The following is a 21,036-nucleotide window of genomic DNA, read 5'->3' on the forward strand; positions in this document are numbered from 1 at the left end:
TCAGTTGCTCGACTGCGCGTTCTGCAGGGCGTCGGCCGGGGAGTCCTGCCCGGTCAGCGCCGACTGCACGGCCGTGTAGATCTTCGTCGCGGCCTTGGGCCAGTCGGCACCGAGCTCGCCGGTGCGGGCACGGGCGTCGGCGACGAGGTCGACGAACACCTGCTCCTCGGGGACGTCCTTGCCGAACTGCTGGGCGACGTCGGTCTTCGAGGGGATCGTGTACCGCAGCTTCGCCATCGCGAGCTGGTTCGCGTCGCTGTTCATGCAGTCGACGATCTTCGCCGCGACGGCCTGCTTCGCCTTGTCACCGGTGTTCGGGACGGTCCAGACCTCGCCACCGAGCGGGGCCACGGCCTTGTCGCTGGCGGACTGCACGGGGATCTGGGCGATCCCGTAGTCGACCTTCGATTCCTTCAGACCGGGGATCTGCCACGGGCCGTTGATCATCATCGCGGCCTTGCCGGCCATGAACTGGTCGTTCACGTCGGCCTGGGTCCAGTTGACGACGCTCTTCGACATCGAGCCGTCGTCGACCAGGCCCTTCCAGAGCGACAAGGCCTCTTCGGTCTCCGGGGTCGCGATGTCCTTCTCGTCGCCGCCGTTCGACCACATGAACGGCAGGAACTGCCAGGTGCCCTCGTAGGTGGCGTTGGCGTCGACGGCGAACCCGTACTGGTCGCCCTTGGTCAGCTTCGCCGCGGCGGACTGCAGCTCGTCCCACGTCTTCGGCGGGGTGACACCGGCCTCGGACAGCACCTTCTTGTTGTAGAAGAGCGCGATGGTGTTGACGGTGGGGGCGAGGCCGTAGACCTTGTCCTCGTAGGTCCCGGCCTGCAGCACGCCCTTGGCGTAGCCGTCGGTCGAGATGTCGTAGTCGGACAGCGGCGACAGCGCACCGGTCTCGGCGATCTGCTGCAGATCCGGGTTGTCGAGCATCAGGACGTCCGGCAGGGTCTTCGACGACGCCTGCTGCAGGACCTTCTGGATGAGCGACGAGCCGGGCACCAGGCTGCGCTTGATGGTGACGTCGTTCTCGGCCCCGCACTTGTCGAGGTACTCGCCGATGACCTTCTTGTCGTTGCCCTGGTTGTAGTAGTCGAGCACGGTGATGGAGTCCACCTTGCCGCCGGAGCTCGCGGACGAGCCGCCGGAACAGCCGGCGAGGACGAGGGGGACGGTCGCCAGCATGGCGACCGCGCTGAGGACCGGGGCGATCCTGCGGTGTCGAGGCTTCATTGCTTCGCTCTTCTCTGGATGGTTGCCGGACACGAGTCGAACGTGTCGCTCGTGGATCGGGGACGACCGGACCAGAACCGCTCCGTCGCGTCCCGAGTGGGGTCGAAGCTAGCATCGAAGCGGTGAGATGGTAAAGCGCTTAGACGAACTTTTTCGGGCACCGCCCCCGCTACAGTGAGCGCAACAGGGTGAGGGAGCGGCATGGCGACGATGCAGCAGGTCGCCGACCGGGCGGGCGTCTCGATCGCGACGGTGTCCTTCGTCGTGAACGGCAACAAGCGCGTGTCCGCGGACACCCGGGCCCGGGTCACGGCGGCGATGCGTGAGCTCGGCTACCGGAACAACGTGGTCGCTCGGGCGCTGGCGTCGCGCCGCACCCGGATCCTCGCGCTCGTGTTCCCGGTGCTCGAGCACCGGCTCGGTCAGACCGCGCTGCAGTTCTTCACGAGTGCCGCGAGCCGCGCCTCCGAGCTCGGGTACCACCTGGTGCTCTGGCCGGCGGTGACGACGGCGGACGACGTGCAGGAGCTCATCTCCGGCGGTCTCGCCGACGGGGTCGTGGTGATGGAGGTCACGATGCACGACCCCCGGATCGCCCGTCTGACCGAGCTCGAGGTCCCGTTCGTCGCGATCGGCCGCACCGCCGACCCCTCGGGCATCTCGTACGTCGACATCGACTTCGAGCGCACGGTCGAGGACGCCCTCGACCACCTCACCGGGCTCGGGCACCGGCGGATCGGCCTCGTCGTCGAGGACCTCGACGGCACCACCATGGCCGACTACGGGCCGAAGGTCCGCTCCGAGGCGGCGTTCCACGCCGGCATCGAGCGCCGGGGGCTCACCGGCACCGTGGTCGCCGCCGGCGCCTCGGCCGAGGGCGGTCGTCGTGCGGCGGCGGACCTGCTGGCGCACGACCCTGACGTCACGGCCGCGATCATCATGAAGGACGACTCGAACTTCGGGCTCGTCAGCGGGTTGCGGGCCGGCGGTCGGCGGGTGCCCGAGGACGTCTCGGTCATCGCGATCGTGTCCTCCGACGGCGCCGGCGCCGCGACCGAACCGGTGCTCACGACGCTGAACGCCCCCGGTCCGGAGCTCGGCCGCCTGGCGGTCGAGTCGCTGGTCGACCGCCTCGAGGGCGGCAGCACCGAGCGCACCCACACGCTCATCCCGTGCGCCCTGCACCTGGCCGAGTCGACGGCCCCCGCCCCCGCCTGACCCCCTGCCGGACTGGAGGCGCGGGTCGGCCCCATCTGTGAAAGCGACAGATCTCCGCCAACGGTTCGCGGCACACTGTCGCTTTCGCAGGACTGACGGGTTCGGCCGTGCGAGTTCTGTCGCTTTCGCGACCACCTGGCGGCCTGGAGGCGCGGGTCGGCCCCGCCACGCGCCTCCAGGCCGCCGCCCCGCGGGCCCACGCCCCCACCCGCGAAAGCGACAGATCCCTGCGGACGTTCCGCGGCAGGGTGTCGCTTTCGCGACAGCGACCGCGCAGGCGCCCCGCAGCCGGCACCGCCTGGCGGACAGACCAGGCTCCGCCTGGTTGTGTGGATGCACAGGTTCGCAGCACCACACGTCGAGGAGGACGGATGGCAATCGACCGGAGGACGTTCATGCTCGGGGGAGCGGGGGTGCTGCTGCTCGCCGGCTGCTCCACCCGACCCGAGCGCACGCGGGTCGAGGACTGGCCCACCGAACCGCCCGAGGGCGAGGCGACGATCAGCTGGTGGGCCGGCCAGGTCGCCTCGAAGGACGGCGGTGACCTGCGCCGCCGGCTCATCGCGGAGTTCCAGAAGGAGCACCCGAACATCCGCGTCCGGATCGTCAGTGCCCCGAGCGACACCGACACGAACCGCACCAGCCTGACGACCCAGATCGCGGCCGGCAGCAGCACGCCAGACGTCTACCTGGGTGACGTCGCCTGGCCCGGGCAGTTCGCGAAGAACAAGCTCGCGACCCCCGTGAACCAGCTCGTCGGCGAGGACTTCTTCGACCAGTTCCCCGAGGGCCTGCGGCTGGCGGCGAGTGTCGACGGCACGTACTACATGTTCCCGCTCTACATCGACGAGTCGTTCTTCCTGTACCGGAAGGACCTGCTCGCGAAGCACTCCCTGCAGGTGCCGGGGTCGTGGGAGGAAGTGCGCGAGACCGCCGCAAAGCTCGTGGACACCGGCGACGTGTCGTACGGGTTCGCGTTCCAGGGCGACGTGTACGAGGGACTGACCTGCAACGTCACCGAGTTCGTCGCCGACGCGGGCGGGTCGTTGCTCAACGACGACCTCACGAAGCCCGAGACGACGAGCTCCGAGACCAAGCGCGCGTTCGAGTTCATGCGGTCGCTGGTCACGTCGGGAGCGTCGCCACGGGCCACCCTGACGTACCAGGAGCAGGACACCAACGACGCCTTCTCCGGCGGCCGCGCGGCGTTCCTCCGCAACTGGTCGTACGCGTGGGGGATCGCGAACGGCCCGGACAGCAAGGTCGCCGGCAAGGTGGGGCTCGCCGCCCGGCCGACGTTCGACGGCATGGACGAGCACCACTCGACGATCGGCGGGTGGGGGAACTACATCAACCCGCACACCCAGGAACCCGCGGCGGCACTGACCTTCGCGCGCTGGATGTCGAGCGAGACCGCACAGCAGTTCCTGACCCGCGAGGGCGGGGTCCTGCCGGCCCGAAGCGCCTCGCTCGTGAGCGAGGACGCGAAGCGGCAGGAGCGCCCGACCTACGACACGGCAGCCGGCATCACGCTCGTGCCCCGCCCGACCTCGACGGCCTACTACCCGAAGGTCTCGCAGGGCGTCTACCAGAACGGCAACAGCATCCTCGGCGGGCAGGCGTCCGTCGACGGCGGCACCAGCGCGATGGCCTCCGCCATCTCGCTCGCCCTGCAGGGAGCAGCGCTGTGAGCGCCGGCACGGCGACACGACCGGCACGGCCTGGAGGCACGGGTCGCGTCGATCCGCCGCCCCGGCCTTCGGGGCGGTCGCGTCTCGACCGCATCCGCTCGCGGGGCGCGTGGGGCTTCGCAGCACCGGCGCTTCTGGTGGTCGCAGCGGTGACGATCTTCCCGGTCGTGTACTCGGTCGTCCTGAGCTTCGCGGACGTCGAGGTCGGCTACGAGGGCTTCACGATCCAGTCGTTCGGGTTCGACAACTACGTGGCCCTGCTGCAGAGCGCCGACTGGTACCGGGCGCTCGGCTTCACGGTGCTCTACACGGTGGTGACGGTGTCGGTCGAGCTCGTGCTCGGCATGCTCGTCGCACTGGTGCTCGAGCGGCTCGGGGCCACCCGCGGCTGGATGCTCGCGCTCATGCTCATCCCGTGGTCGCTCGTGACCATCGTCAACGCGCAGCTGTGGAAGTACATCTACGACAGCACCTACGGCGTCGCGACGTGGTTCTTCGGCCTGTTCGGGGACGCTCCGGTGATCCTCGGCGAACCGGTGCCCGCGATCACCGGGCTGATGGTCGCGGACATCTGGAAGACGACGCCGTTCGTCGCGATCATCCTGCTCGCCGGGCTCGTGCAGATCTCGGAGGACCACTACGAGGCCGCCGAGCTCGACGGTGCGAGCACCTGGCAGACGTTCTGGCGCGTGGTGCTGCCGCAGCTCACCCCGACCCTGACGATCGCGGTGCTGTTCCGCATCCTGCAGGCGTTCGGCGTCTTCGACCTGCCGTTCGTGCTGACGAACGGCGGACCGGGCACCGCCACCCAGTCGCTCGCGATCATGGGCTACAAGGTGCTCTTCCAGGACATCAACATCGGACCGGGCGCGGCGATCGCGACCTCCACCGCGGTCATCGTCGCGGCCGGGTGTCTGCTGTTCCTCCGGGCGTTCCGGAACCAGGCGAAGGGAGGGGACGACTGATGCCCCGTCAACGTGTGCGCAAGGGTTGGCGCAAGTGGGTCAACACCGTCAACGTCAGCGGTGTCGTCATCGCGGTGCTCACCGCGCTGCCGCTCTACTGGCTCGTCACGACGTCGCTCAAGCCGGCGTCCGAGATCGGGCAGTCGCCGCCCACCGTCTGGCCGCAGTCGTTCACCTTCGACAACTTCGTGGTGGCCTTCCGCGACAACGCGCTCGGCCAGTACATGGTGAACAGCGTCATCGTGTCGGTGTCGACCACGGTGATCGTGCTCGCGCTGGCGTTCCTCGCCGGGTACGCCCTGGCCGGCCGGTTCATCCGGGGGCGGACGGCGATCATGACCTCGCTGCTCATGCTGTCGGTGTTCCCGGCGATCGCGGTGCTGACGCCGCTGTACCTGCTCGAGCGCAACCTCGGGCTGCTCAACTCGTACCCGGGGCTGATCGTGCCGTACGTGGCGTTCAACCTGCCGTTCGCCATCTGGATCATGCGGAACTACCTGCAGGGGATCCCGTCGACGATCGAGGAGGCGTCCGAGATCGACGGCGCCGGGGCCTGGCGGACCGTGCTGTCGGTGATCCTGCCGATGGCGAAGCCGGGCCTGTTCACGGTCGGCGTCTTCACCTTCACGGCCTCGTGGAGCGAGTTCCTGATGGCCCTGACGTTCAACAGCGAGAACTCGTTCCGGACGATCCCGGTCGGCATCGCGCTCTTCGGGACGCAGTTCACGGTGCCGTTCGCGCAGATCTTCGCCGCGAGCGTCGCTGCGACGGTGCCGATCGTCATCCTGGTGCTCGTGTTCCGCCGCTCGATCGTGTCCGGTCTGACCTCCGGAGCCGTCAAGGGGTGACGGGTGTCCGGCATGCGGAGATAGGTAGAGAACTTACCTAGCTGCGCATGCTGGACATTCGTCCGAGCGCCGTCCTGACCGCCCGTACCCTGCCGTCAGGGGCTCGGTGCGCCGAGATCGACGGCTGCGACGATGCGGTCGATGATCCGCACGAACCTGGCCCGCTCCCGTTCCGAGAAGGAGGCCATCAGGTCGTGCAGGTGCTTGTTCGTGCCGTCCATCGCGCGCGCGTAGTCGCGGCGGGCAGCATCGGTCAGCTCGATGTACCGGCTGCGGCCGTCGTCGGGGTTCGGGACACGACTGAGGTGTCCGCTGTGCTCGAGGCGGTCCACCATGCCGGTGACCGCCGGGCCGGTGAGCCCCAGGTGCTTCGACAGGTCCTTCACGCGCACCGTCCGACCTGCTTCCTCGGCACGCGAGACGAACTGCAGCAGCGTCAGATCACCGCCGGAGACGCCGAGCTCGTCGCGCAGTCGACCGCGCAGTTCGGAGACCGCGGCCTCGAGCCGGGTCAGCGCCGCGTTCAGGTCGACATCGCTCACGACAACGTCCCCTCTACACGGGTCTCGTCCGGGTCACGATACGCCGCAGTCACCGCACCAGCGTATCCACATAACGCGGAGCGTGGAACGGTGCGGGTGACGGCATCGGGAGCGGGGCACCGTGGCTGACCCCGTCCCGAGTCCACAGTCCGCTGCACCCGCCGGGGAACCGGTCCGTTTCGAGGTCTCCGGCGGGGACCCCGACTCGGCCGAGCGCGACCTCGCCGCCGTCCACGGCGCCGATCGGTGGTCCGTCCGGCGCATCGACGAGGACTTCTCGTACCGGTACACGGCTGTCGGCGACTCCGACGTGAGCATCCGGCGCTCGCAGCTCCGCGGTGCCGTGCGCGGCTCGGTGCCCGTCGGTGCCGACTACGTGGTGACGTGGATCACCAGCGGGACCGCGCACCTGGACTCCGGGCGCGTCCGGATGGAGTTGCGCCGGGACGTCCCCGTGCTCCTGCCGCCCGAGGACGACTTCGTGTTCACGGCCGAGGACCACGACCAGCGCCTGGTGCACTTCGGGCGGGAGTACGTGCACCGCGTCGCGTTCGAGCACCTGGAGGTCGAAGCGGCACCGCTGCGGTTCGACCCGACCCGCATGCCGGAACCGGAGACCGCCGAGCGCTGGCAGGGGGCGCTCGTGGCGTTGTCCCGGGCACTTCGCGCCGAGGGCCCCGACTCGGACGCGTGGCACGCGGCCAAGCGGTCGGCTGCCACCGCGTTCCTGGACACCTTCCCGCCGCAGGCCGACGACCTGCCCGCGGTGCTCGGCCTGCCCCGGAACGCCCGGCTGCGGGCAGCGGTGGAGTACATCCACGCGCACGCTGCCGAGCCGGTCACGGTCCAGGAGCTGTCCGAGGTCGCCGGCCTGAGCGTGCGGTCTGTGCAGGAGTCGTTCCGCCGGGTCTTCGACGTGTCGCCGCTGACCTACCTGCGCGAGGTCCGGCTCGACCGGGTGCGCGGCGAACTGCTCGAGCTCGACCCGCAGGCCGGGGTCGTCGGCGACGTCGCCCGACGGTGGGGGTTCGCCCACCTCGGCCGGTTCTCGGCGGCGTACGCGGCCCGGTTCGGCGAGTACCCGAAGCAGACCCTGCGCCGCTGACGGCGGCGGGTGCTCAGCGGCCGGGCGCCGGCCTCGGCGCGGGGCCCGTACTCGCCCGGACCCGCAGGGTCGTGGGGAGCCGGACGTGGTCCGTGGTCGGTTCGCCACGGAGCATCGTCAGGAGCATCTGCACGGCGTGCGACCCGAGCTCGGCGAGCGGCTGCGACACCGTGGTGAGCGGCGGGGTCGTGGTGGACGCCTGCGGCACGTCGTCGAAGCCCACGACGGACAGGTCCTGGGGGACGCGGAGCCCGACCTCGGCCGCGGCGCGGAGCACACCGATCGCCGACGAGTCGTTCGCGGCGAACACCGCGGTGGGGCGGTCGGCGAGGGTCAGGAGCTCGCGGGCGACGGCTGCGGACTGGTCCTCCTGGTAGCCGCCGTCACGCAGCAGGCACTCGTCGACCGTGATGCCCGCGGCGGTCAGGGCCGAGCGGTACCCGGCGGCGCGCAGCTGGGCGGAGGCCAGGTCGGCGCGTCCCTGCAGGTGCGCGATGCGGGTGTGCCCGAGGGACAGCAGGTGTTCGACGGCCTGCACCGCGCCGGCCTCGTTGTCCGCGTCGACGGTGGCGTGCCCCTCCGGCCCGGTGTGCGGGTCGATCGCCACGACGGGGATCGACGAGCTCGACAGTGCCGTGGTCGGGGTGACGACGATCGCGCCGTCGATCAGGGTGCCGGACAGGCGGGACAGCGACCGGCGCTCCCACCCGGGTCGGTCGGCGCCGGTCATCAGGCCGGCGTAGGCGAGGAGCTCGTAGCCGGTGCCGGTGGCCGCCCGCGAGATGCCGCGGAGCAGCTCGGTCGAGAACGGCTCGAACTCGGGCACCAGGATGCCGACGACCCCGGTCCGCGAACTCCGCAGGCTCCGGGCGACCAGCGACGTCTCGTACCCCAGGTCGTCGACCACCTGCTGCACGCGGAGCATCGTGGCGGGTGCGACCCCGTCGCGCTGGTTGATCACCTTGGACACCGTCGGGATCGAGACCCCGGCCACCCGCGCCACGTCGCCGATCGTCACCCGGCCGGCACCGGGACGCGCGCCGAGTGCCGAGTCCATGTGCACACCGTACCGCTGCGGCACCATGCGAACGGTAAAGAAAACGTTATCGATATCGATTGACATGGGCCAGGAGCAGCAGGCATGCTCTCCGCAGCGGCAGTCGATGTCGCGCATGTCAACGACGACACTTCAGGAGTTCCACGATGACGAGGAAGATCCGTGCCGCGGCAGCCATCGCGCTGATCGGGGCCACAGCACTGGTGGCCAGTGGGTGCTCGGCGGGCAGCGATGCCTCCGAGGACGGCGGGAAGGTCACGATGACCTTCTGGCACAACTCGACCACCGGACCGGGCAAGGCCTACTGGGCCTCGACGGTCAAGGCGTTCGAGGAGAAGTACCCGAACGTCACCATCAAGACCCAGGCGATCCAGAACGAGGACCTGGACGGCAAGCTCCAGACCGCCCTCAACTCCGGCGACGCCCCCGACGTGTTCCTGCAGCGCGGCGGCGGCAAGATGGACGCGATGATCGCTGCCGGGCAGCTCATGGACATCTCCGACTCCATCAGCGCCGACGCGAAGAAGTCCATCAGCGCGGGCACGTTCGCCGGGTACGAGAAGGACGGCAAGACCTACGCCATGCCGGGCGCGGTGCTCCCCGAGGGCATCTGGTACTCGAAGGACCTGTTCAAGGAAGCCGGCATCGAGGGCACGCCCACGACCATGGACGAGCTGAACGACGCGATCACGAAGCTCAAGGCCAAGGACATCGACCCCGTCGCCGTCGGCGCGAAGGACGCCTGGCCGGCCGCCCACTGGTACTACAACTTCGCGCTCCGCGAGTGCAGCCAGAAGACCCTCGAGGACACGGCGAAGTCGCTGAAGTTCGACAACGCCTGCTGGACGAAGGCCGGCGAGCAGCTCGAGGACTTCAACGCCACCAAGCCCTTCAACAACGGCTTCCTGACCACCGCCGCACAGCAGGGCGCCGGCAGCTCCGCCGGTCTCCTCGCCAACCACAAGGCGGCCATGGAGCTCATGGGCGCGTGGGACCCGGGCGTGATCGCGTCGCTGACGCCGGACGCCAAGCCGCTGCCCGACCTCGGCTGGTTCCCGTTCCCCGCGATCGACGGTGGCAAGGGTGACCCGAAGTCGATGATGGGTGGTGTCGACGGCAACTCCTGCTCGGCACAGGCCCCGAAGAAGGCGTGCACCGACTTCCTGAACTTCATCGTGCAGAAGGACAACCAGGAGGCCTACTACAAGGCCTTCAACGCCATCCCGGTCAACAAGGAGGCCCAGTCGGTCGTCGACTCGGACTACCTGAAGTCGGCCCTGGCCGCCTACCAGGAGGCGCCGTTCGTCTCGCAGTACCTCGACACCCTGTACGGCCAGAACGTCGGCAACGCGCTGAACACCAGCGTCGTCGACCTGCTCGCCGACAAGGGCAGCGCGAAGGACATCGTCGAGACCACCAACCAGGCTGCGGCCAAGGGCTGAGCATGACCCTCGACACCTCGCTCGGTACGACTCCGACCACCGGGTCGGACACGGCCGCGGGGACGTCCCCGGCGGGGAGCGGTTCGCCGCTCCCCGCCGGTCGGCGGACCAAGCGCCGCATCGCGGACTGGCGGAAGCGCGTCGAGATCGCGGTCCTCGCCGGACCCGCGGTCATCGTCTTCGTCACGTTCGTGATCCTGCCCGTGGCGCTCGCCGCCTACTACGGGTTCTTCAAGTGGCAGGGCTACGGCCCGCCCACCGACTTCGTCGGGCTGCAGAACTACCTGATCATCTTCCAGGACAAGGCGTTCCACGCGGTCCTGATGCACAACGGCTTCATCGTCGTGCTCTCGCTGGTGTTGCAGGGGCCGATCGCGATCGTGCTCGCGCTGCTGCTCAACCAGAAGATGCACGGCCGCGGGCTCGTCCGCGTGCTCGTCTTCGTGCCGTACGTCATCTCCGAGGTGATCGTCGGCACCGGGTGGAGCCTGATGCTCCAGTCGAACGGCGCCGTGAACGACCTGTTCCAGAGCATCGGCCTGGGCGGACTCCGTGCGGACTGGCTGTCGAACCCCGACATCGCCATCTGGACGCTGCTCGTGATCATCTCGTGGAAGTACATCGGCTTCGCGGTGATCCTGTTCCTCGCCGGCCTGCAGAGCATCCCCGAGGAGCTGTTCGAGGCCGCCGCCATCGACGGCGCCGGCTACTGGCAGATCCAGCGGCGCATCACGCTGCCGCTGCTCGGCCCGACCATCCGCATCTGGGCGTTCCTGTCGATCATCGGCTCGCTGCAGCTGTTCGACCTCGTCTACATCATCTGGGGGCAGTACATCGCGTCGACCGCGGGCACCTCGACGATGGCGACGTACATGGTCGCCAACGGCCGGACCTCGGGCAACTTCGGCTTCGGCAGCGCCGTCGCGGTCGTGATGTTCGTGATCTCGCTCGTGGTCGCCCTGATCTACCAGCGCTTCGTGCTCCGCCGCGACACCGCGGGTGCACTCACCGAGAGGAAGAACTGATGGCCACCACGAGCATCGTCGCCCCCGGGCGCCGGGCCGTGCGGGAGCGCCGGTCCAGTGCCGCGATCGGACGCGCGAACCCGCTGACCTACGTCGTCGCGATCCTGTTCGTCGCCGCCAACCTGGCACCCGTGCTCTACATCGTGCTGGGCGGCTTCCGGACCAACTCGCAGATCACCACGAGCCCCGCCGGGCTGCCGGCACCGTTCGAGTTCGGTAACTACGGGTCCGTGCTGTCCAGCGGCATCTTCTGGCAGCAGCTCGGCAACTCCACGATCAGCGCCGTCACGACCACCCTCGGGGTCGTCGTGCTCGGGCTGATGGTGAGCTTCGTGCTCGCCCGCTACCGGTTCGCCGGCCGCGGGGCGCTCTACGCCCTGTTCGCCGCGGGCCTGATGTTCCCGATCACCGTCGCGATCACCCCGCTGTACCTGCTCGTCAAGGACCTCGGTCTGACGAACAGCCTGGCCGGCGTGATCCTGCCGCAGATCGCGTTCGCGCTGCCGACCACCGTCATCATCCTGGTGCCGTTCCTCCGGGCGATCCCCGACGAGCTCGAGGAGGCCGCGTCGATCGACGGAGCGAGCCGTCTCGGGTTCTTCTTCCGGATGGTCGTGCCGCTGTCGCTGCCCGGCGTCGTCACGGTCGGCATCCTGGCGTTCATCGCCAGCTGGAACAGCTACATCCTGCCGCTGTTCATCCTGAACAACGAGGCCGCGTACACCCTGCCGCTCGGGGTCCAGTCGTTCTCGTCGCAGTACTCCGTCGACACCGCCAAGGTGCTCGCGTTCACCTCGATGTCGATGATCCCGGCGCTCGTGTTCTTCACGATCTTCCAGCGCCGCATCGTCGGCGGCCTGACCGGGGCGGTGAAGGGGTGACCGCGACCGACGCGACGCGGACCGCCGGACGCGATCCGCGCCTCCAGGCCGACAGCACGACGGACGTGACGACCGCGACCGACGCGACCGCGACGGACGCGACCGGGGCCGCCGCCGGACCCCGCGCCGACGCCCTGCTCGCCGTGATGACCCTCGACGAGAAGGTCGCCCAGCTCGTCGGCTACTGGCTCGACCAGAACGGCGTCGTCGCCCCCATGCAGGGCGAGATGGCGGCCGTGCAGCAGGGCAGCACCCTGGCGGACATCACCCGCGACGGCATCGGGCAGTTCACCCGCGTCTACGGCACCCGTCCCGTCGAACCCGACGAACGTGCCGCCTGGCTCTGGGCCGAACAGCGCCGCCTGCAGCGCGAGACCCGGCTCGGGATCCCGGCACTCGTCCACGAGGAGTGCCTGACCGGCCTCGCCGCGTGGAAGGCCGCGACGTTCCCGACCCCGCTGGCGTGGGGCGCGTCGTTCGACCCGGAGCTCGTCGAGCAGGTCGGCGCCGCGATCGGTGCCTCCATGCGCCAGCTCGGCGTCCACCAGGGGCTCGCACCGGTGCTCGACGTGATCCGCGACCCGCGTTGGGGGCGGGTCGACGAGTGCATCGCCGAGGACCCGTACCTGGTCGGCACGGTCGGCACCGCGTACGTGCGCGGGCTGCAGTCCGCCGGGGTCGACGCGACCCTGAAGCACTTCCTCGGGTACTCGGCGTCGCAGGCGGGGCGGAACCACGCCCCCGTGCACGCCGGGGCCCGCGAGGTCGCCGACGTCTACCTGCCGCCGTTCGAGATGGCGCTGCGCGACGGCGGCGCCCGGAGCGTCATGAACTCGTACGCCGAGATCGACGGCGTGCCCGTCGCGGCGAACGGCGAGATGCTCACCGACCTGCTCCGCGACCGGCTCGGCTTCGACGGCACCGTCGTCGCGGACTACTTCTCGGTGGCGTTCCTCGAGGTCATGCACGGCATCGCCGCCGACCGTGGCGAGGCCGCGGCGCTGGCGCTCGAGGCCGGCATCGACGTCGAGCTCCCGACCGGTGACGCGTACCTCGCGCCGCTCGTCGAGCGGGTCCGCAGCGGGCAGGTGGACGAGGCACTCGTCGACCGTGCCGTGCTCCGGGTGCTCCGGCAGAAGGAGCGGCTCGGCCTGCTCGAACCGGACGCCTTCGCCGAGGACGCTCCCACCGGGATCGACCTCGACACCCCGCTGCACCAGGCACTCGCACGCCAGCTGGCGGCGAAGTCGCTCGTGCTGCTGTCGAACGACAGCGGCACCGCCGACAGCGGCAGCGCCACCGCCGACGGCACCACCCCCGTCCTCCCGCTCGCACCGGGGGCGTCCGTCGCCGTCATCGGCCCGAACGCCGACCGCGCCGAGGCCCTGCAGGGCTGCTACTCGTTCGCCAACCACGTGCTCGCCTCGCACCCCGACCTGCCGCTCGGCTTCGCGATCCCGACCGTCCGCGAAGCCGTCACCCGGGCCCTCGGCCCGTCGGCGGTCCGCTTCGCCGCGGGCTGCGCCGTCACGGGCGACGACCGGGCCGGCTTCGCCGACGCGGTCGCCGTGGCCTCCGCCTCGGACGTCGCGGTGGTCGTCGTCGGCGACCAGGCCGGACTCTTCGGCCGCGGCACGGTCGGCGAGGGCAACGACACCGAGTCGCTCGACCTGCCCGGCGTGCAGCGCGAGCTGGTCGAGGCCGTCGTCGCGACCGGCACCCCCACCGTGATGGTGCTGCTGACCGGCCGGCCGTACGCGATCGGCTGGGCGCTCGACGGCGACCAGCCGCGTCCGGCCGCGGTCGTGCAGGCGTTCTTCCCGGGCGAGGGCGGCGGGCTGGCGATCGCCGACCTGCTCACCGGCGCGGCCTCGCCCTCGGGCCGCCTGCCGCTGTCCCTGCCCCGGTCCGCCGGTGCGCAGCCGTTCACGTACCTGCACCCGCGGCTCGGCGGTCCGTCCGACGTCACGGCCGCCGACTCGACGCCGGTGCGGCCGTTCGGCTTCGGCCTCGGCTACACCGACTTCGCCCACGACGAGCTCGTCGTCGACCCGGACGTCCGCTCCGACGGCGTCTTCACCGCGTCGGTGACGGTCCGGAACACCGGGTCCCGTGACGGCGAGGACGTCGTCCAGCTCTACGGACACGACGTGCACGGCAGCGTCACCAGGCCCGAGGTGCAGCTCCTCGGGTACGCGCGGGTCGCGCTCGCCGCGGGGGAGTCCGCGCGGGTCCGCTTCCGCGTCCCGGTGCAGCGCTTCGCGTTCACCGACCGTCGGATGCGCAAGGTGGTCGAACCCGGCGACGTGCAGGTCTGGGTCGCGTCGCACGCGGCGGCGTCCCGGCCGGGAGGCCCGGTGGCAGCGGGTGGGATCGTCGCCTCGGGCGACGGGCCGGTCCGACACCCCGTCCCCGGCACCGCCACGGAGCGCGCCACCGTCGCGGTGACGGGCGCGGTGCACGAGGTCGCCCTCGACGACCCCCGTCTGGTGGAGTGGTCGCTCGTCTGACCTGGTGACGGGCCACGCGTCCTGGGCATGACCGGGTGACGGACAGGAGGCGCGGTGCGGGCTCGCACCGCGCCTCCTGTCCCGTCAGCGGGTCGCGGTCACCCGACCGGTTCGATCCGGTCGGACAGGTCCAGTGACCAGACGGCGACGCCTGTCAGGCCGAGCCGTTCCGCCAGCGCGACCCGTTCGCGCAGCGAGCGTGCGTCGGACCACCAGAGCACCTCACCGCTCGGCAGGGTCGCGGTCCACTCGCCGACCGTCGCGTCCCAGCGGGCGGTCGCGCCCGCCTTCCGGACCCGGAGCCGGGCCTGGGCGTCGGAGAGCTGACCGGCCGGACGCTTCCCCTTCCAGTGGTAGCCGTACCCGGCGACACCGAGCACGATCTGGTCGGCGGGAGCGAGCGTCGCGAGCGCGCGGGCGGCCTTCGACGACCACGCGAGCGACCCGACCGCCCCGGGTGCGTCCGGCTCCCAGGGGCCGTGCTGGTCGTAGGCCATGAGCGTCAGGTGGTCGAGCGGGGCGCGGAGGGCGCGCACGTCGTAGCCGAGGCGGGCGTAGCCGGCGGCGGTGGTCGACGCGGACAGGGCGATGTCGAGCCGGACGTCGTCGCCGACGGCGGCCCGGAGCTCCCGGGCGAAGGCGGTGAGGCCGGGCTTCTCGGCCGGGGTCAGCGCCTCGAGGTCGATCATGACCGAGTCCCAGCCGCCCGTGGCCACGTCGGCGGCGAGCGATCGGACGACCCGGGCGCGGTTCGCGGGCGAGGTCAGGAGCTTCCGCGCGATCGGCTCGCTGAAGTCCCCGTCGGCCTCGGAGTAGTTGCTGACGAGCAGCTGCGCGGTGAGCCCGTTCGCGTGCGCCCGGTTGCGCTGGGCCTTGGCGGCACGCGAAGGGACGGTGGCCTTCGTGCCGGTGCGGTTCACCAGCAGGCCGTCGACGCCGACCACGTCCATCGCGGTGGCGTCCGCGTCCACCAGGGCGGTGTCGGCGTTCTCGGGCTGGAAACCGGTCACGTCGAACCCGTCGGCCTGGGCGGCGGTCGGGGCCGTGCAGCCGGCGAGTGCGAGTCCGGCGGTGAGCGTGGCGGCGAGCAGCGCGGAGCGGCGTCGACGCGGGGTGGTGGTCACGGGGAGGGGCATCCTGTCGTTCGTGCCCGGTCGGGGCGCGTCGTCGGCGCCCCGGTCAGGAGGCGCTGATGGTCGTGGTGGGTCGTGCCGGTGGGGCGCCGGCGACGTCGTCGGCGGAGACCGGGCCCTCGGCGTCCGTCGGTTCCGGGCTCAGGACGAGGCCGGAGCCGCTCGCCGCGCTGGCGTAGAGCTCGTCGAGCCACGAGCGGTTCACGCTCGGGGACTTGCCGCCGGCGAACTTGAAGTGCAGTCCGCAGTACGGGTGGATCCAGATGCTGCTGCGGCCGCCCCCGACGGCGGGGTCGTCCTTCCACGAGAACACGAAGCTCTCCCCGCGGCGGATGAGGTTCACGATGACGATCTGCAGGTGCGTGAGGGCACGGTCGTCGAGGCGGAGTTCGAGGGGTTGGGAGTCGTAGATGAGCTGGCCCATGGCGCTGCCTTCCGTTCGCCGGGGCCCGCCGCACGTGCCGGGCCCGCGGGGTCCATCCTGCCGCGGATCCACGAAGCGTGGCGCATTCCGTCCATCGACGGCGTGATCAGTCCCGGTCCGGGCCGATGCCCGACGGCGGGACGGCCGGTGCCGACCACGGCGGGAGCTCGGCGGACGGGTACCCGCCGTGCTCGTCCGGCGCCCGCAGCATCGGGTTGACCGCACGCAGCCGGAGGCCGGAGGTGTCCTCGGCGACCCCGCGGACGGCGTTCGCCAGCAGGAACGCGACGACGTCGGCCGTGCTGCCGTCGGGGTCGTAGCCGTGCCACGGGCGGTCGTCGCCCTGGGCACGGCGCAGGGCATGGGCGAAAGTCGCGTCGGCGTCGTCGACCTCCACCTCGCAGTCGAGCACGATCCGGAAGCGTGATCCCTCGCCCGGGGACCCGGCGAGGTCCGACGTGGCGCGGGGGTCCGGGTCCTCCGGGTCGAACGACCGGAGCGCCGCGGACGGTGCGGTGCCGAAGGCGGCGCGGTACTCGGCCGCCATCCGGCCGGCGTTGCTGAAGTGCCAGTGCTTGGCGACGTCCGCGATGGTGCGACGGTCGGCCGGTGTCATCGACAGCAGGTCGCGGCGGACGCCCTCGAGCCGCACCCCGCGCAGGTACGACGCGGGTGAGGTCTGCAGCTCCCGTCGGAACGCGCTCTGCAGGCCGCGGGTCGACAGGTGTGCGGCGGCGGCGATGTCCGGTACGGAGATCGCTTCGCGGGCGTGGGCGTGCACGAACCGCAGCGCCTCGTGCACGGTGCGGGACAGCCGTGCTCCGCCGTGCTCGGGACCACTCGCCGTGGTCGGTGCCTGGTCCATACGTGGAGAGTACGAGTCGGTCGGGCCGATCGGCCTCCGACGCCACGACGCCGCCGTTATCCGGCGTGCGCGGATGTGGATCGCACCCGTTCGGGGGTCATTGTGGACCCCGGTGAGGGCGCTTATCGTCCAAGAGGTACTCAAACTGTCCCCCTCCGAACAGGGTCGGAGGCACGGGGACAGATCGGAGGATCTGATGAGTGGTTACGAGCGTGCACCGGGGGTCGCCCCGGTCCACATCACCTCCTACCGGGCTCGGGCACGCGCTGCCCGACGCGGGTGGATCGTGCAGTCCGAGGACGACGTCGACCGTGAGCGGTTCACCTTCGTGGACCTCCGCGCCCGGCGAGGGTCGGGCCAGTGAGCAGCGACACCGTCCCGCGGGTCGCCGTCGGCAACGCGCCCCGGACCGCCGAGCGATGCGGCCGGACCACCGCGGACGCCGTCCGGACGGTGCGTGCCGTGTACGACGGTCGCGACGTCCGGTTCGCGCCCACCGACCGGTTCGCGTTCCGCCACCGGACGGTGCGCCACCACAACGTCGCACTGCTGTCGTCGGCGGTGTCGACGACCACCGCCGCCTCGTTCACGCCGGACGGCACACCGGTGCTGGCGTGGTCGACCGCGGGGTGCCTGCGGGTCGACGACGACGCGCCCACCCGGCCCGGCGTGCCGGTGCTGCTGCCGACGGACCGACCGTTCACGCTGCTCGTGCCGGCGGGGACCGTCCAGGTGCTGCGGGTGGACGGTGGCTTCCTCGACGCCGTGAACGGGGTCGTGTTCGACCACCGCTTCGCCGGCCGACTGCGATCCCGCCCGACCGAGGCCGAGGTGTCCCAGCTGCTCGCCCGCATCGATGCGGTCGCCGTCAACGCGCTGCACCCCGACCGCAACCCGGGCGGCCACCTGTCCGCACAGGTGCTGCTGGCCGAGTCCGTCCTGCGGGCCTTCGGCGGGGCGGACGCCGAACCCGACGCGCGGCCGGTGCGCCGGACGGTGAACACCGTGCAGCTCGCACAGGCCTGGCTCGCGGAGCACTGCGACCGGCAGCTCCAGCTCGCGGACGTCTGCGGGGCCGTCGGGGTCAGCTCCCGCACGCTCCAGGAGAACTTCGTGCAGCACGTCGGCGTGAGCCCCATGACGTACCTGCTGCAGGTCCGCCTCGACCGGGTCCGGATCGCGCTCCAGCTCGCCGACTGCGCGCAGACGACGGTGGCCGAGGTCGCGCACCGATGGGGCTTCCGCCACATGGGGCGGTTCTCGAGCACGTACTTCCAGCGCTTCGACGAGTACCCGAAGAAGACGCTCCAGACGAGCACCTGAGCGCCGATCCGTGCGTACCCGACACCAGCGGCTGATCGGGCTGGCGGAGCGGGTCCTGCTCCACCAGCCGGACGTCGTGCCGGACAGCATCCTGTTCGAGTGGGGCGATCACCGCGGACGCGACTGGGAGCAGACCCTCACCGTGCACTACGACGTCGGTGGCGGGAGCGCCGGCCCCCACCACCGGCACCACTACTTCATCTGACGGAGCGCTGCAGCCGGTCCGCCAGGAACGCCGCCTGACGCTCCCAGTGCCGGAAGCCGCCACCCTCGTGTCCGTTGTACGGGTACACGACGATCTCGCGGTCGGTGGAGCCGAGGGCGTTGAACGCGGCGAAGGTCGTGCGCGGCGGCACGACGTCGTCCATCAGCGCGACCGAGAACAGCGCCGGGGCGGTGATGCCGGCGGCGTGGTTGACCCCGTCCAGGTACGCGGCGGTCGCCCACACGGTGTCGGCCGCGTCGCGGTGGACGGCGAGGTACTGCGCGAGCTCCAGGTACGGCCCGCCGACCGCGACGTCGGTGCCGTTCCGCCAGTCGGCCAGGAACGCCACGTCGGGCAGCACCGCGGCGACCGGTCCGACGTGTGCCTCGACCAGGGCCGCTGCGGCGATCGTGATGCCGCCGCCCTGGCTGCCGCCGGTCAGGGCGATGCGCTCCGGGTCGATCCCGGGCAGCGTGCGCACCGCCTCGACGAGCCGCACGGCGTCGGTGTAGACGCGGCGGTAGTAGTGGTCGGCGGGCGAGCCGATGCCGCTCGTCATCCAGCCGCTGGCGTGCGGTGCGGAGCCGTGCGGGTCCGGGGTGTCGCCGCCGGACCACCCGGAGCCCTGGCCGCGGGTGTCCATCACGACGTGCACGTAGCCGGCGAGGGCCCAGTGCACGCGCTCGCCCGGGCGACCACGGCCACCGCCGTAGCCGAGGAACTCGACGACGACCGGCAGCGCGCCCGGGTCGTCGGTCACGGGACGGTTGACCCACGCCCGCACCGGGTCACCGGCGAACCCGGGGAACGTCAGGTCCTCGACGACGAGCCCGGTCACCGGGGTCTCGGCCGGCACGAGGGTCACCTCGACGCCCTCGCCTGCGGTCCGGGCGGCGGCGATCGTGTCCGCCCAGAAGGCGTCGAAGTCGGCGGGACGACGGACGTCCGAGCGGTGGGTGCGGAGCGCGTCGAGGGGCAGGTCGGTCAGTGGCATGGGGGTCCTCCGGGGACGATGATGCCCCCGGCGCCCTGCTGGAGGGCGCCGGGGGCGGGGAGTGTCGGATCCGGTGCGTCGGTCAGCGCGCCGCGGCGCGGTACTGCTCGAGCACCTCGGGGTGCGGGTCGGACGGCACGGTGGTCGTCGCGGTGTCCCACGTCGGCAGTGCGCCGGTGAGCGCCCACGCGGCCTGCTTCGCAGCACCCGCGGCGACGTACTCGCCGGGCTCCGGCACCAGGACGTCACGGCCGAACACCTGTGCGGCGACGGCGCGGACCGCCGGGTTCCGCGCAGCGCCGCCGATGAGCAGCAGCCGCTCGACGGTCACCCCGGTGTCCTGCACCGCGGCCAGTCCGTCGGCGAGGGCGCAGAGCATCCCCTCGACGGCTGCCCGGGCCAGGTGCGCCCGGTCGGTGGTCGCCGGCGTCATGCCGAGCAGCGATCCGGTCGCGTCCGGCCGGTTGGGCGTGCGCTCGCCGACGAAGTACGGCACCAGGACGAGGCCGTCGGCCCCGGCCGGCGCCTGCAGCGCCAGCTCGCCGAGTGCGTCGTGGTCGACGCCGAGCAGGCCGCCGATCACCTCGAGCACGCGGGCCGCGTTGAGCGTCGTGACGATCGGGAGGCGCGACCCGGTCCCGTCGGCGAAGCCCGCCACGGTCCCGCTCGGGTCACGCACCTCGGCGTCGCTGACCCCGAAGACCGTGCCGCTCGTGCCGAGGGACACCGCGACGTCACCCGGGCCGAGACCCAGGCCGAGCGCTGCCCCGGCGTTGTCGCCGAGTCCGGCGCCGATGACGAGGCCGGACCGGGCGACCGCGCCGCCGGGCAGTTCGACGTCGGTGGACAGGGTGCCCATCGCCTCGTCGGGAGCGACCACGCGGGGCACGACCACGGCGTCGTCGTCACCCATCGACGCCGGCCGCATCGGCCGCCCGAGCGCGAGCTCGAACAGCTCCGGGTCGTACTCGCGGCGCACCGGGTCCCAGTACCCCGTGCCGCTGGCGTCGGACGCATCCGTCGCCAGGGCGTCGAGGTCGGGGCCGAGCGGGCTCTCGTCCGCCGGTCCGTGGCCGCGGAGCCGCCACGACAGCCAGTCGTGGGGGAGCGCCACGGCCGCGACGCGGGCCGCGTTCTCGGGCTCCGCGTCGCGGAGCCACCGCAGCTTGGTACCGGTGAACGACGCGACCGGCACCAGCCCCGTCCGGGCGACCCACGCCTCCTGGCCGAGCTCGCCGACCATCTGCGCGGCCGCGTCCGCACTGCGGACGTCGTTCCAGAGCAGGGCATCGCGGACCACGTGCCCGTCGGCGTCGAGCGCGACCATGCCGTGCTGCTGCCCGGCGATGGCGACGGCGCCGACGTCGTCGAGGCCGCCGGCGTCCGCGACGGCGGCACCGAGGGCGTCCCACCAGTGACGGGGGTCGACGGCGGTGCCGTCCGGGTGGGACGCGCGTCCCTCGCGGACGACCGCACCGGTCGCGGCGTCACGGATGGTGACCTTGCAGGACTGGGTCGACGAGTCGACGCCGGCGACCAGGTCAGCCCCCTCGGCGGCAGGCCGCCTCAGCG

The 21,036-nt window shown here is 71.6% G+C and carries 20 protein-coding genes; 12 read left to right on the forward strand and 8 right to left on the reverse strand.

What is annotated here, in order from left to right; genetic code table 11:
- Entirely contained in the window at nt 1-1,236 is a 1,236-nt protein-coding gene (locus DEJ06_RS16040) for an ABC transporter substrate-binding protein (protein ID WP_071405204.1), read from the reverse strand.
- 201 nt (nt 1,237-1,437) lie between these two features.
- Here DEJ06_RS16040 and DEJ06_RS16045 point away from each other — a divergent pair, with 201 nt between their 5' ends.
- The 4 genes from DEJ06_RS16045 to DEJ06_RS16060 all read left to right on the forward strand — a co-directional run bounded on the left by DEJ06_RS16045 (nt 1,438) and on the right by DEJ06_RS16060 (nt 5,958).
- The gene (locus DEJ06_RS16045) at nt 1,438-2,454 is read left to right on the forward strand and encodes a LacI family DNA-binding transcriptional regulator (RefSeq protein ID WP_258372524.1); all 1,017 of its coding nucleotides are present in this window, start codon (nt 1,438-1,440) and stop codon (nt 2,452-2,454) included.
- 371 nt (nt 2,455-2,825) lie between these two features.
- A complete protein-coding gene (locus tag DEJ06_RS16050) occupies nt 2,826-4,145 on the forward strand; it encodes an ABC transporter substrate-binding protein (RefSeq protein ID WP_111039976.1) in 1,320 nt (439 codons plus the stop codon).
- Between the two features lie 149 nt (nt 4,146-4,294).
- Entirely contained in the window at nt 4,295-5,110 is an 816-nt protein-coding gene (locus tag DEJ06_RS16055) for a carbohydrate ABC transporter permease (RefSeq protein WP_258372523.1), read from the forward strand.
- Entirely contained in the window at nt 5,110-5,958 is an 849-nt protein-coding gene (locus DEJ06_RS16060) for a carbohydrate ABC transporter permease (RefSeq protein WP_027464448.1), read from the forward strand. Before DEJ06_RS16055 ends, DEJ06_RS16060 begins: the two co-directional genes overlap by 1 nt.
- Before the next feature lie 95 nt (nt 5,959-6,053).
- On the opposite strand, the gene DEJ06_RS16065 is transcribed toward DEJ06_RS16060, so the two are convergent.
- Entirely contained in the window at nt 6,054-6,500 is a 447-nt protein-coding gene (locus tag DEJ06_RS16065; protein ID WP_111029629.1) for a MarR family winged helix-turn-helix transcriptional regulator, read from the reverse strand.
- 121 nt (nt 6,501-6,621) lie between these two features.
- Between DEJ06_RS16065 and DEJ06_RS16070 the strand changes: the two genes are divergently transcribed.
- Complete coding sequence (locus DEJ06_RS16070; protein ID WP_111039977.1) at nt 6,622-7,605, forward strand: helix-turn-helix domain-containing protein; 984 nt, start codon at nt 6,622-6,624, stop codon at nt 7,603-7,605.
- 13 nt (nt 7,606-7,618) lie between these two features.
- Here the strand turns inward: DEJ06_RS16070 and DEJ06_RS16075 are convergent, their stop codons facing one another.
- A complete protein-coding gene (locus DEJ06_RS16075) occupies nt 7,619-8,662 on the reverse strand; it encodes a LacI family DNA-binding transcriptional regulator (RefSeq protein WP_071405247.1) in 1,044 nt (347 codons plus the stop codon).
- Nucleotides 8,663-8,808: 146 nt separating this feature from the next.
- Between DEJ06_RS16075 and DEJ06_RS16080 the strand changes: the two genes are divergently transcribed.
- The 4 genes from DEJ06_RS16080 to DEJ06_RS16095 are packed head-to-tail and all read left to right on the forward strand — an operon-like array spanning nt 8,809 to nt 14,520.
- Nucleotides 8,809-10,104, forward strand: coding sequence for an ABC transporter substrate-binding protein (locus tag DEJ06_RS16080; RefSeq protein WP_071405208.1), 1,296 nt, complete (start codon nt 8,809-8,811; stop codon nt 10,102-10,104).
- 2 nt (nt 10,105-10,106) lie between these two features.
- Nucleotides 10,107-11,129: a carbohydrate ABC transporter permease gene (locus DEJ06_RS16085; protein WP_027464452.1), complete on the forward strand. Its 1,023-nt coding sequence runs from the start codon at nt 10,107-10,109 to the stop codon at nt 11,127-11,129.
- A complete protein-coding gene (locus DEJ06_RS16090) occupies nt 11,129-12,010 on the forward strand; it encodes a carbohydrate ABC transporter permease (protein ID WP_017886791.1) in 882 nt (293 codons plus the stop codon). Before DEJ06_RS16085 ends, DEJ06_RS16090 begins: the two co-directional genes overlap by 1 nt.
- Entirely contained in the window at nt 12,007-14,520 is a 2,514-nt protein-coding gene (locus DEJ06_RS16095; RefSeq protein ID WP_220036522.1) for a glycoside hydrolase family 3 N-terminal domain-containing protein, read from the forward strand. The genes DEJ06_RS16090 and DEJ06_RS16095 overlap by 4 nt, the downstream gene beginning before the upstream one ends.
- A gap of 98 nt (nt 14,521-14,618) precedes the next feature.
- Here DEJ06_RS16095 and DEJ06_RS16100 read toward each other — a convergent pair whose 3' ends face one another.
- The 3 genes from DEJ06_RS16100 to DEJ06_RS16110 all read right to left on the reverse strand — a co-directional run bounded on the left by DEJ06_RS16100 (nt 14,619) and on the right by DEJ06_RS16110 (nt 16,942).
- On the reverse strand, nt 14,619-15,644 hold the full coding sequence (locus DEJ06_RS16100) for a glycosyl hydrolase family 18 protein (RefSeq protein ID WP_111113945.1): 1,026 nt from the start codon (nt 15,642-15,644) through the stop codon (nt 14,619-14,621).
- Between the two features lie 55 nt (nt 15,645-15,699).
- Nucleotides 15,700-16,077, reverse strand: a complete 378-nt coding sequence (locus DEJ06_RS16105) for an ATP-dependent DNA ligase (RefSeq protein WP_071245963.1) — start codon at nt 16,075-16,077, stop codon at nt 15,700-15,702.
- Between the two features lie 106 nt (nt 16,078-16,183).
- Nucleotides 16,184-16,942 (reverse strand): AraC family transcriptional regulator, encoded by a 759-nt coding sequence (locus DEJ06_RS16110; protein WP_111039979.1) that lies wholly within the window; start codon nt 16,940-16,942, stop codon nt 16,184-16,186.
- Between the two features lie 196 nt (nt 16,943-17,138).
- Here DEJ06_RS16110 and DEJ06_RS18420 point away from each other — a divergent pair, with 196 nt between their 5' ends.
- The 3 genes from DEJ06_RS18420 to DEJ06_RS16120 are packed head-to-tail and all read left to right on the forward strand — an operon-like array spanning nt 17,139 to nt 18,470.
- Entirely contained in the window at nt 17,139-17,306 is a 168-nt protein-coding gene (locus tag DEJ06_RS18420; RefSeq protein WP_181436880.1) for a hypothetical protein, read from the forward strand.
- Nucleotides 17,303-18,265 (forward strand): AraC family transcriptional regulator, encoded by a 963-nt coding sequence (locus DEJ06_RS16115; protein ID WP_111039980.1) that lies wholly within the window; start codon nt 17,303-17,305, stop codon nt 18,263-18,265. The genes DEJ06_RS18420 and DEJ06_RS16115 overlap by 4 nt, the downstream gene beginning before the upstream one ends.
- Before the next feature lie 10 nt (nt 18,266-18,275).
- Nucleotides 18,276-18,470, forward strand: a complete 195-nt coding sequence (locus tag DEJ06_RS16120; RefSeq protein ID WP_111039981.1) for a hypothetical protein — start codon at nt 18,276-18,278, stop codon at nt 18,468-18,470.
- Here DEJ06_RS16120 and DEJ06_RS16125 read toward each other — a convergent pair.
- Nucleotides 18,463-19,464: an acetylxylan esterase gene (locus DEJ06_RS16125; RefSeq protein WP_111039982.1), complete on the reverse strand. Its 1,002-nt coding sequence runs from the start codon at nt 19,462-19,464 to the stop codon at nt 18,463-18,465. The two genes, DEJ06_RS16120 and DEJ06_RS16125, sit on opposite strands and share 8 nt — an antisense overlap.
- 82 nt (nt 19,465-19,546) lie before the next feature.
- Nucleotides 19,547-21,004 carry a xylulokinase gene (gene xylB / locus DEJ06_RS16130; protein WP_111039991.1) on the reverse strand — a complete coding sequence of 486 codons (1,458 nt, stop codon included), beginning with the start codon at nt 21,002-21,004 and terminating at the stop codon, nt 19,547-19,549.
- Nucleotides 21,005-21,036: the final 32 nt, after the last annotated feature.

This window comes from Curtobacterium sp. MCLR17_051 (assembly GCF_003234395.1).
Lineage (GTDB): Bacteria > Actinomycetota > Actinomycetes > Actinomycetales > Microbacteriaceae > Curtobacterium > Curtobacterium flaccumfaciens.

Excerpts from the sequence above, each read along its gene's own strand:
- DEJ06_RS16045 (WP_258372524.1), top strand. The coding sequence starts at position 1,438 with ATGGCGACGATGCAGCAGGTCGCCGACCGGGCGGGCGTCTCGATCGCG.
- DEJ06_RS16040 (WP_071405204.1), bottom strand. The coding sequence starts at position 1,236 with ATGAAGCCTCGACACCGCAGGATCGCCCCGGTCCTCAGCGCGGTCGCC.
- DEJ06_RS16125 (WP_111039982.1), bottom strand. The coding sequence starts at position 19,464 with ATGCCACTGACCGACCTGCCCCTCGACGCGCTCCGCACCCACCGCTCG.
- DEJ06_RS16085 (WP_027464452.1), top strand. The coding sequence starts at position 10,107 with ATGACCCTCGACACCTCGCTCGGTACGACTCCGACCACCGGGTCGGAC.
- DEJ06_RS16110 (WP_111039979.1), bottom strand. The coding sequence starts at position 16,942 with ATGGACCAGGCACCGACCACGGCGAGTGGTCCCGAGCACGGCGGAGCA.
- DEJ06_RS16080 (WP_071405208.1), top strand. The coding sequence starts at position 8,809 with ATGACGAGGAAGATCCGTGCCGCGGCAGCCATCGCGCTGATCGGGGCC.
- DEJ06_RS16075 (WP_071405247.1), bottom strand. The coding sequence starts at position 8,662 with ATGGACTCGGCACTCGGCGCGCGTCCCGGTGCCGGCCGGGTGACGATC.
- DEJ06_RS16105 (WP_071245963.1), bottom strand. The coding sequence starts at position 16,077 with ATGGGCCAGCTCATCTACGACTCCCAACCCCTCGAACTCCGCCTCGAC.
- DEJ06_RS18420 (WP_181436880.1), top strand. The coding sequence starts at position 17,139 with ATGAGTGGTTACGAGCGTGCACCGGGGGTCGCCCCGGTCCACATCACC.
- DEJ06_RS16050 (WP_111039976.1), top strand. The coding sequence starts at position 2,826 with ATGGCAATCGACCGGAGGACGTTCATGCTCGGGGGAGCGGGGGTGCTG.
- DEJ06_RS16060 (WP_027464448.1), top strand. The coding sequence starts at position 5,110 with ATGCCCCGTCAACGTGTGCGCAAGGGTTGGCGCAAGTGGGTCAACACC.
- DEJ06_RS16090 (WP_017886791.1), top strand. The coding sequence starts at position 11,129 with ATGGCCACCACGAGCATCGTCGCCCCCGGGCGCCGGGCCGTGCGGGAG.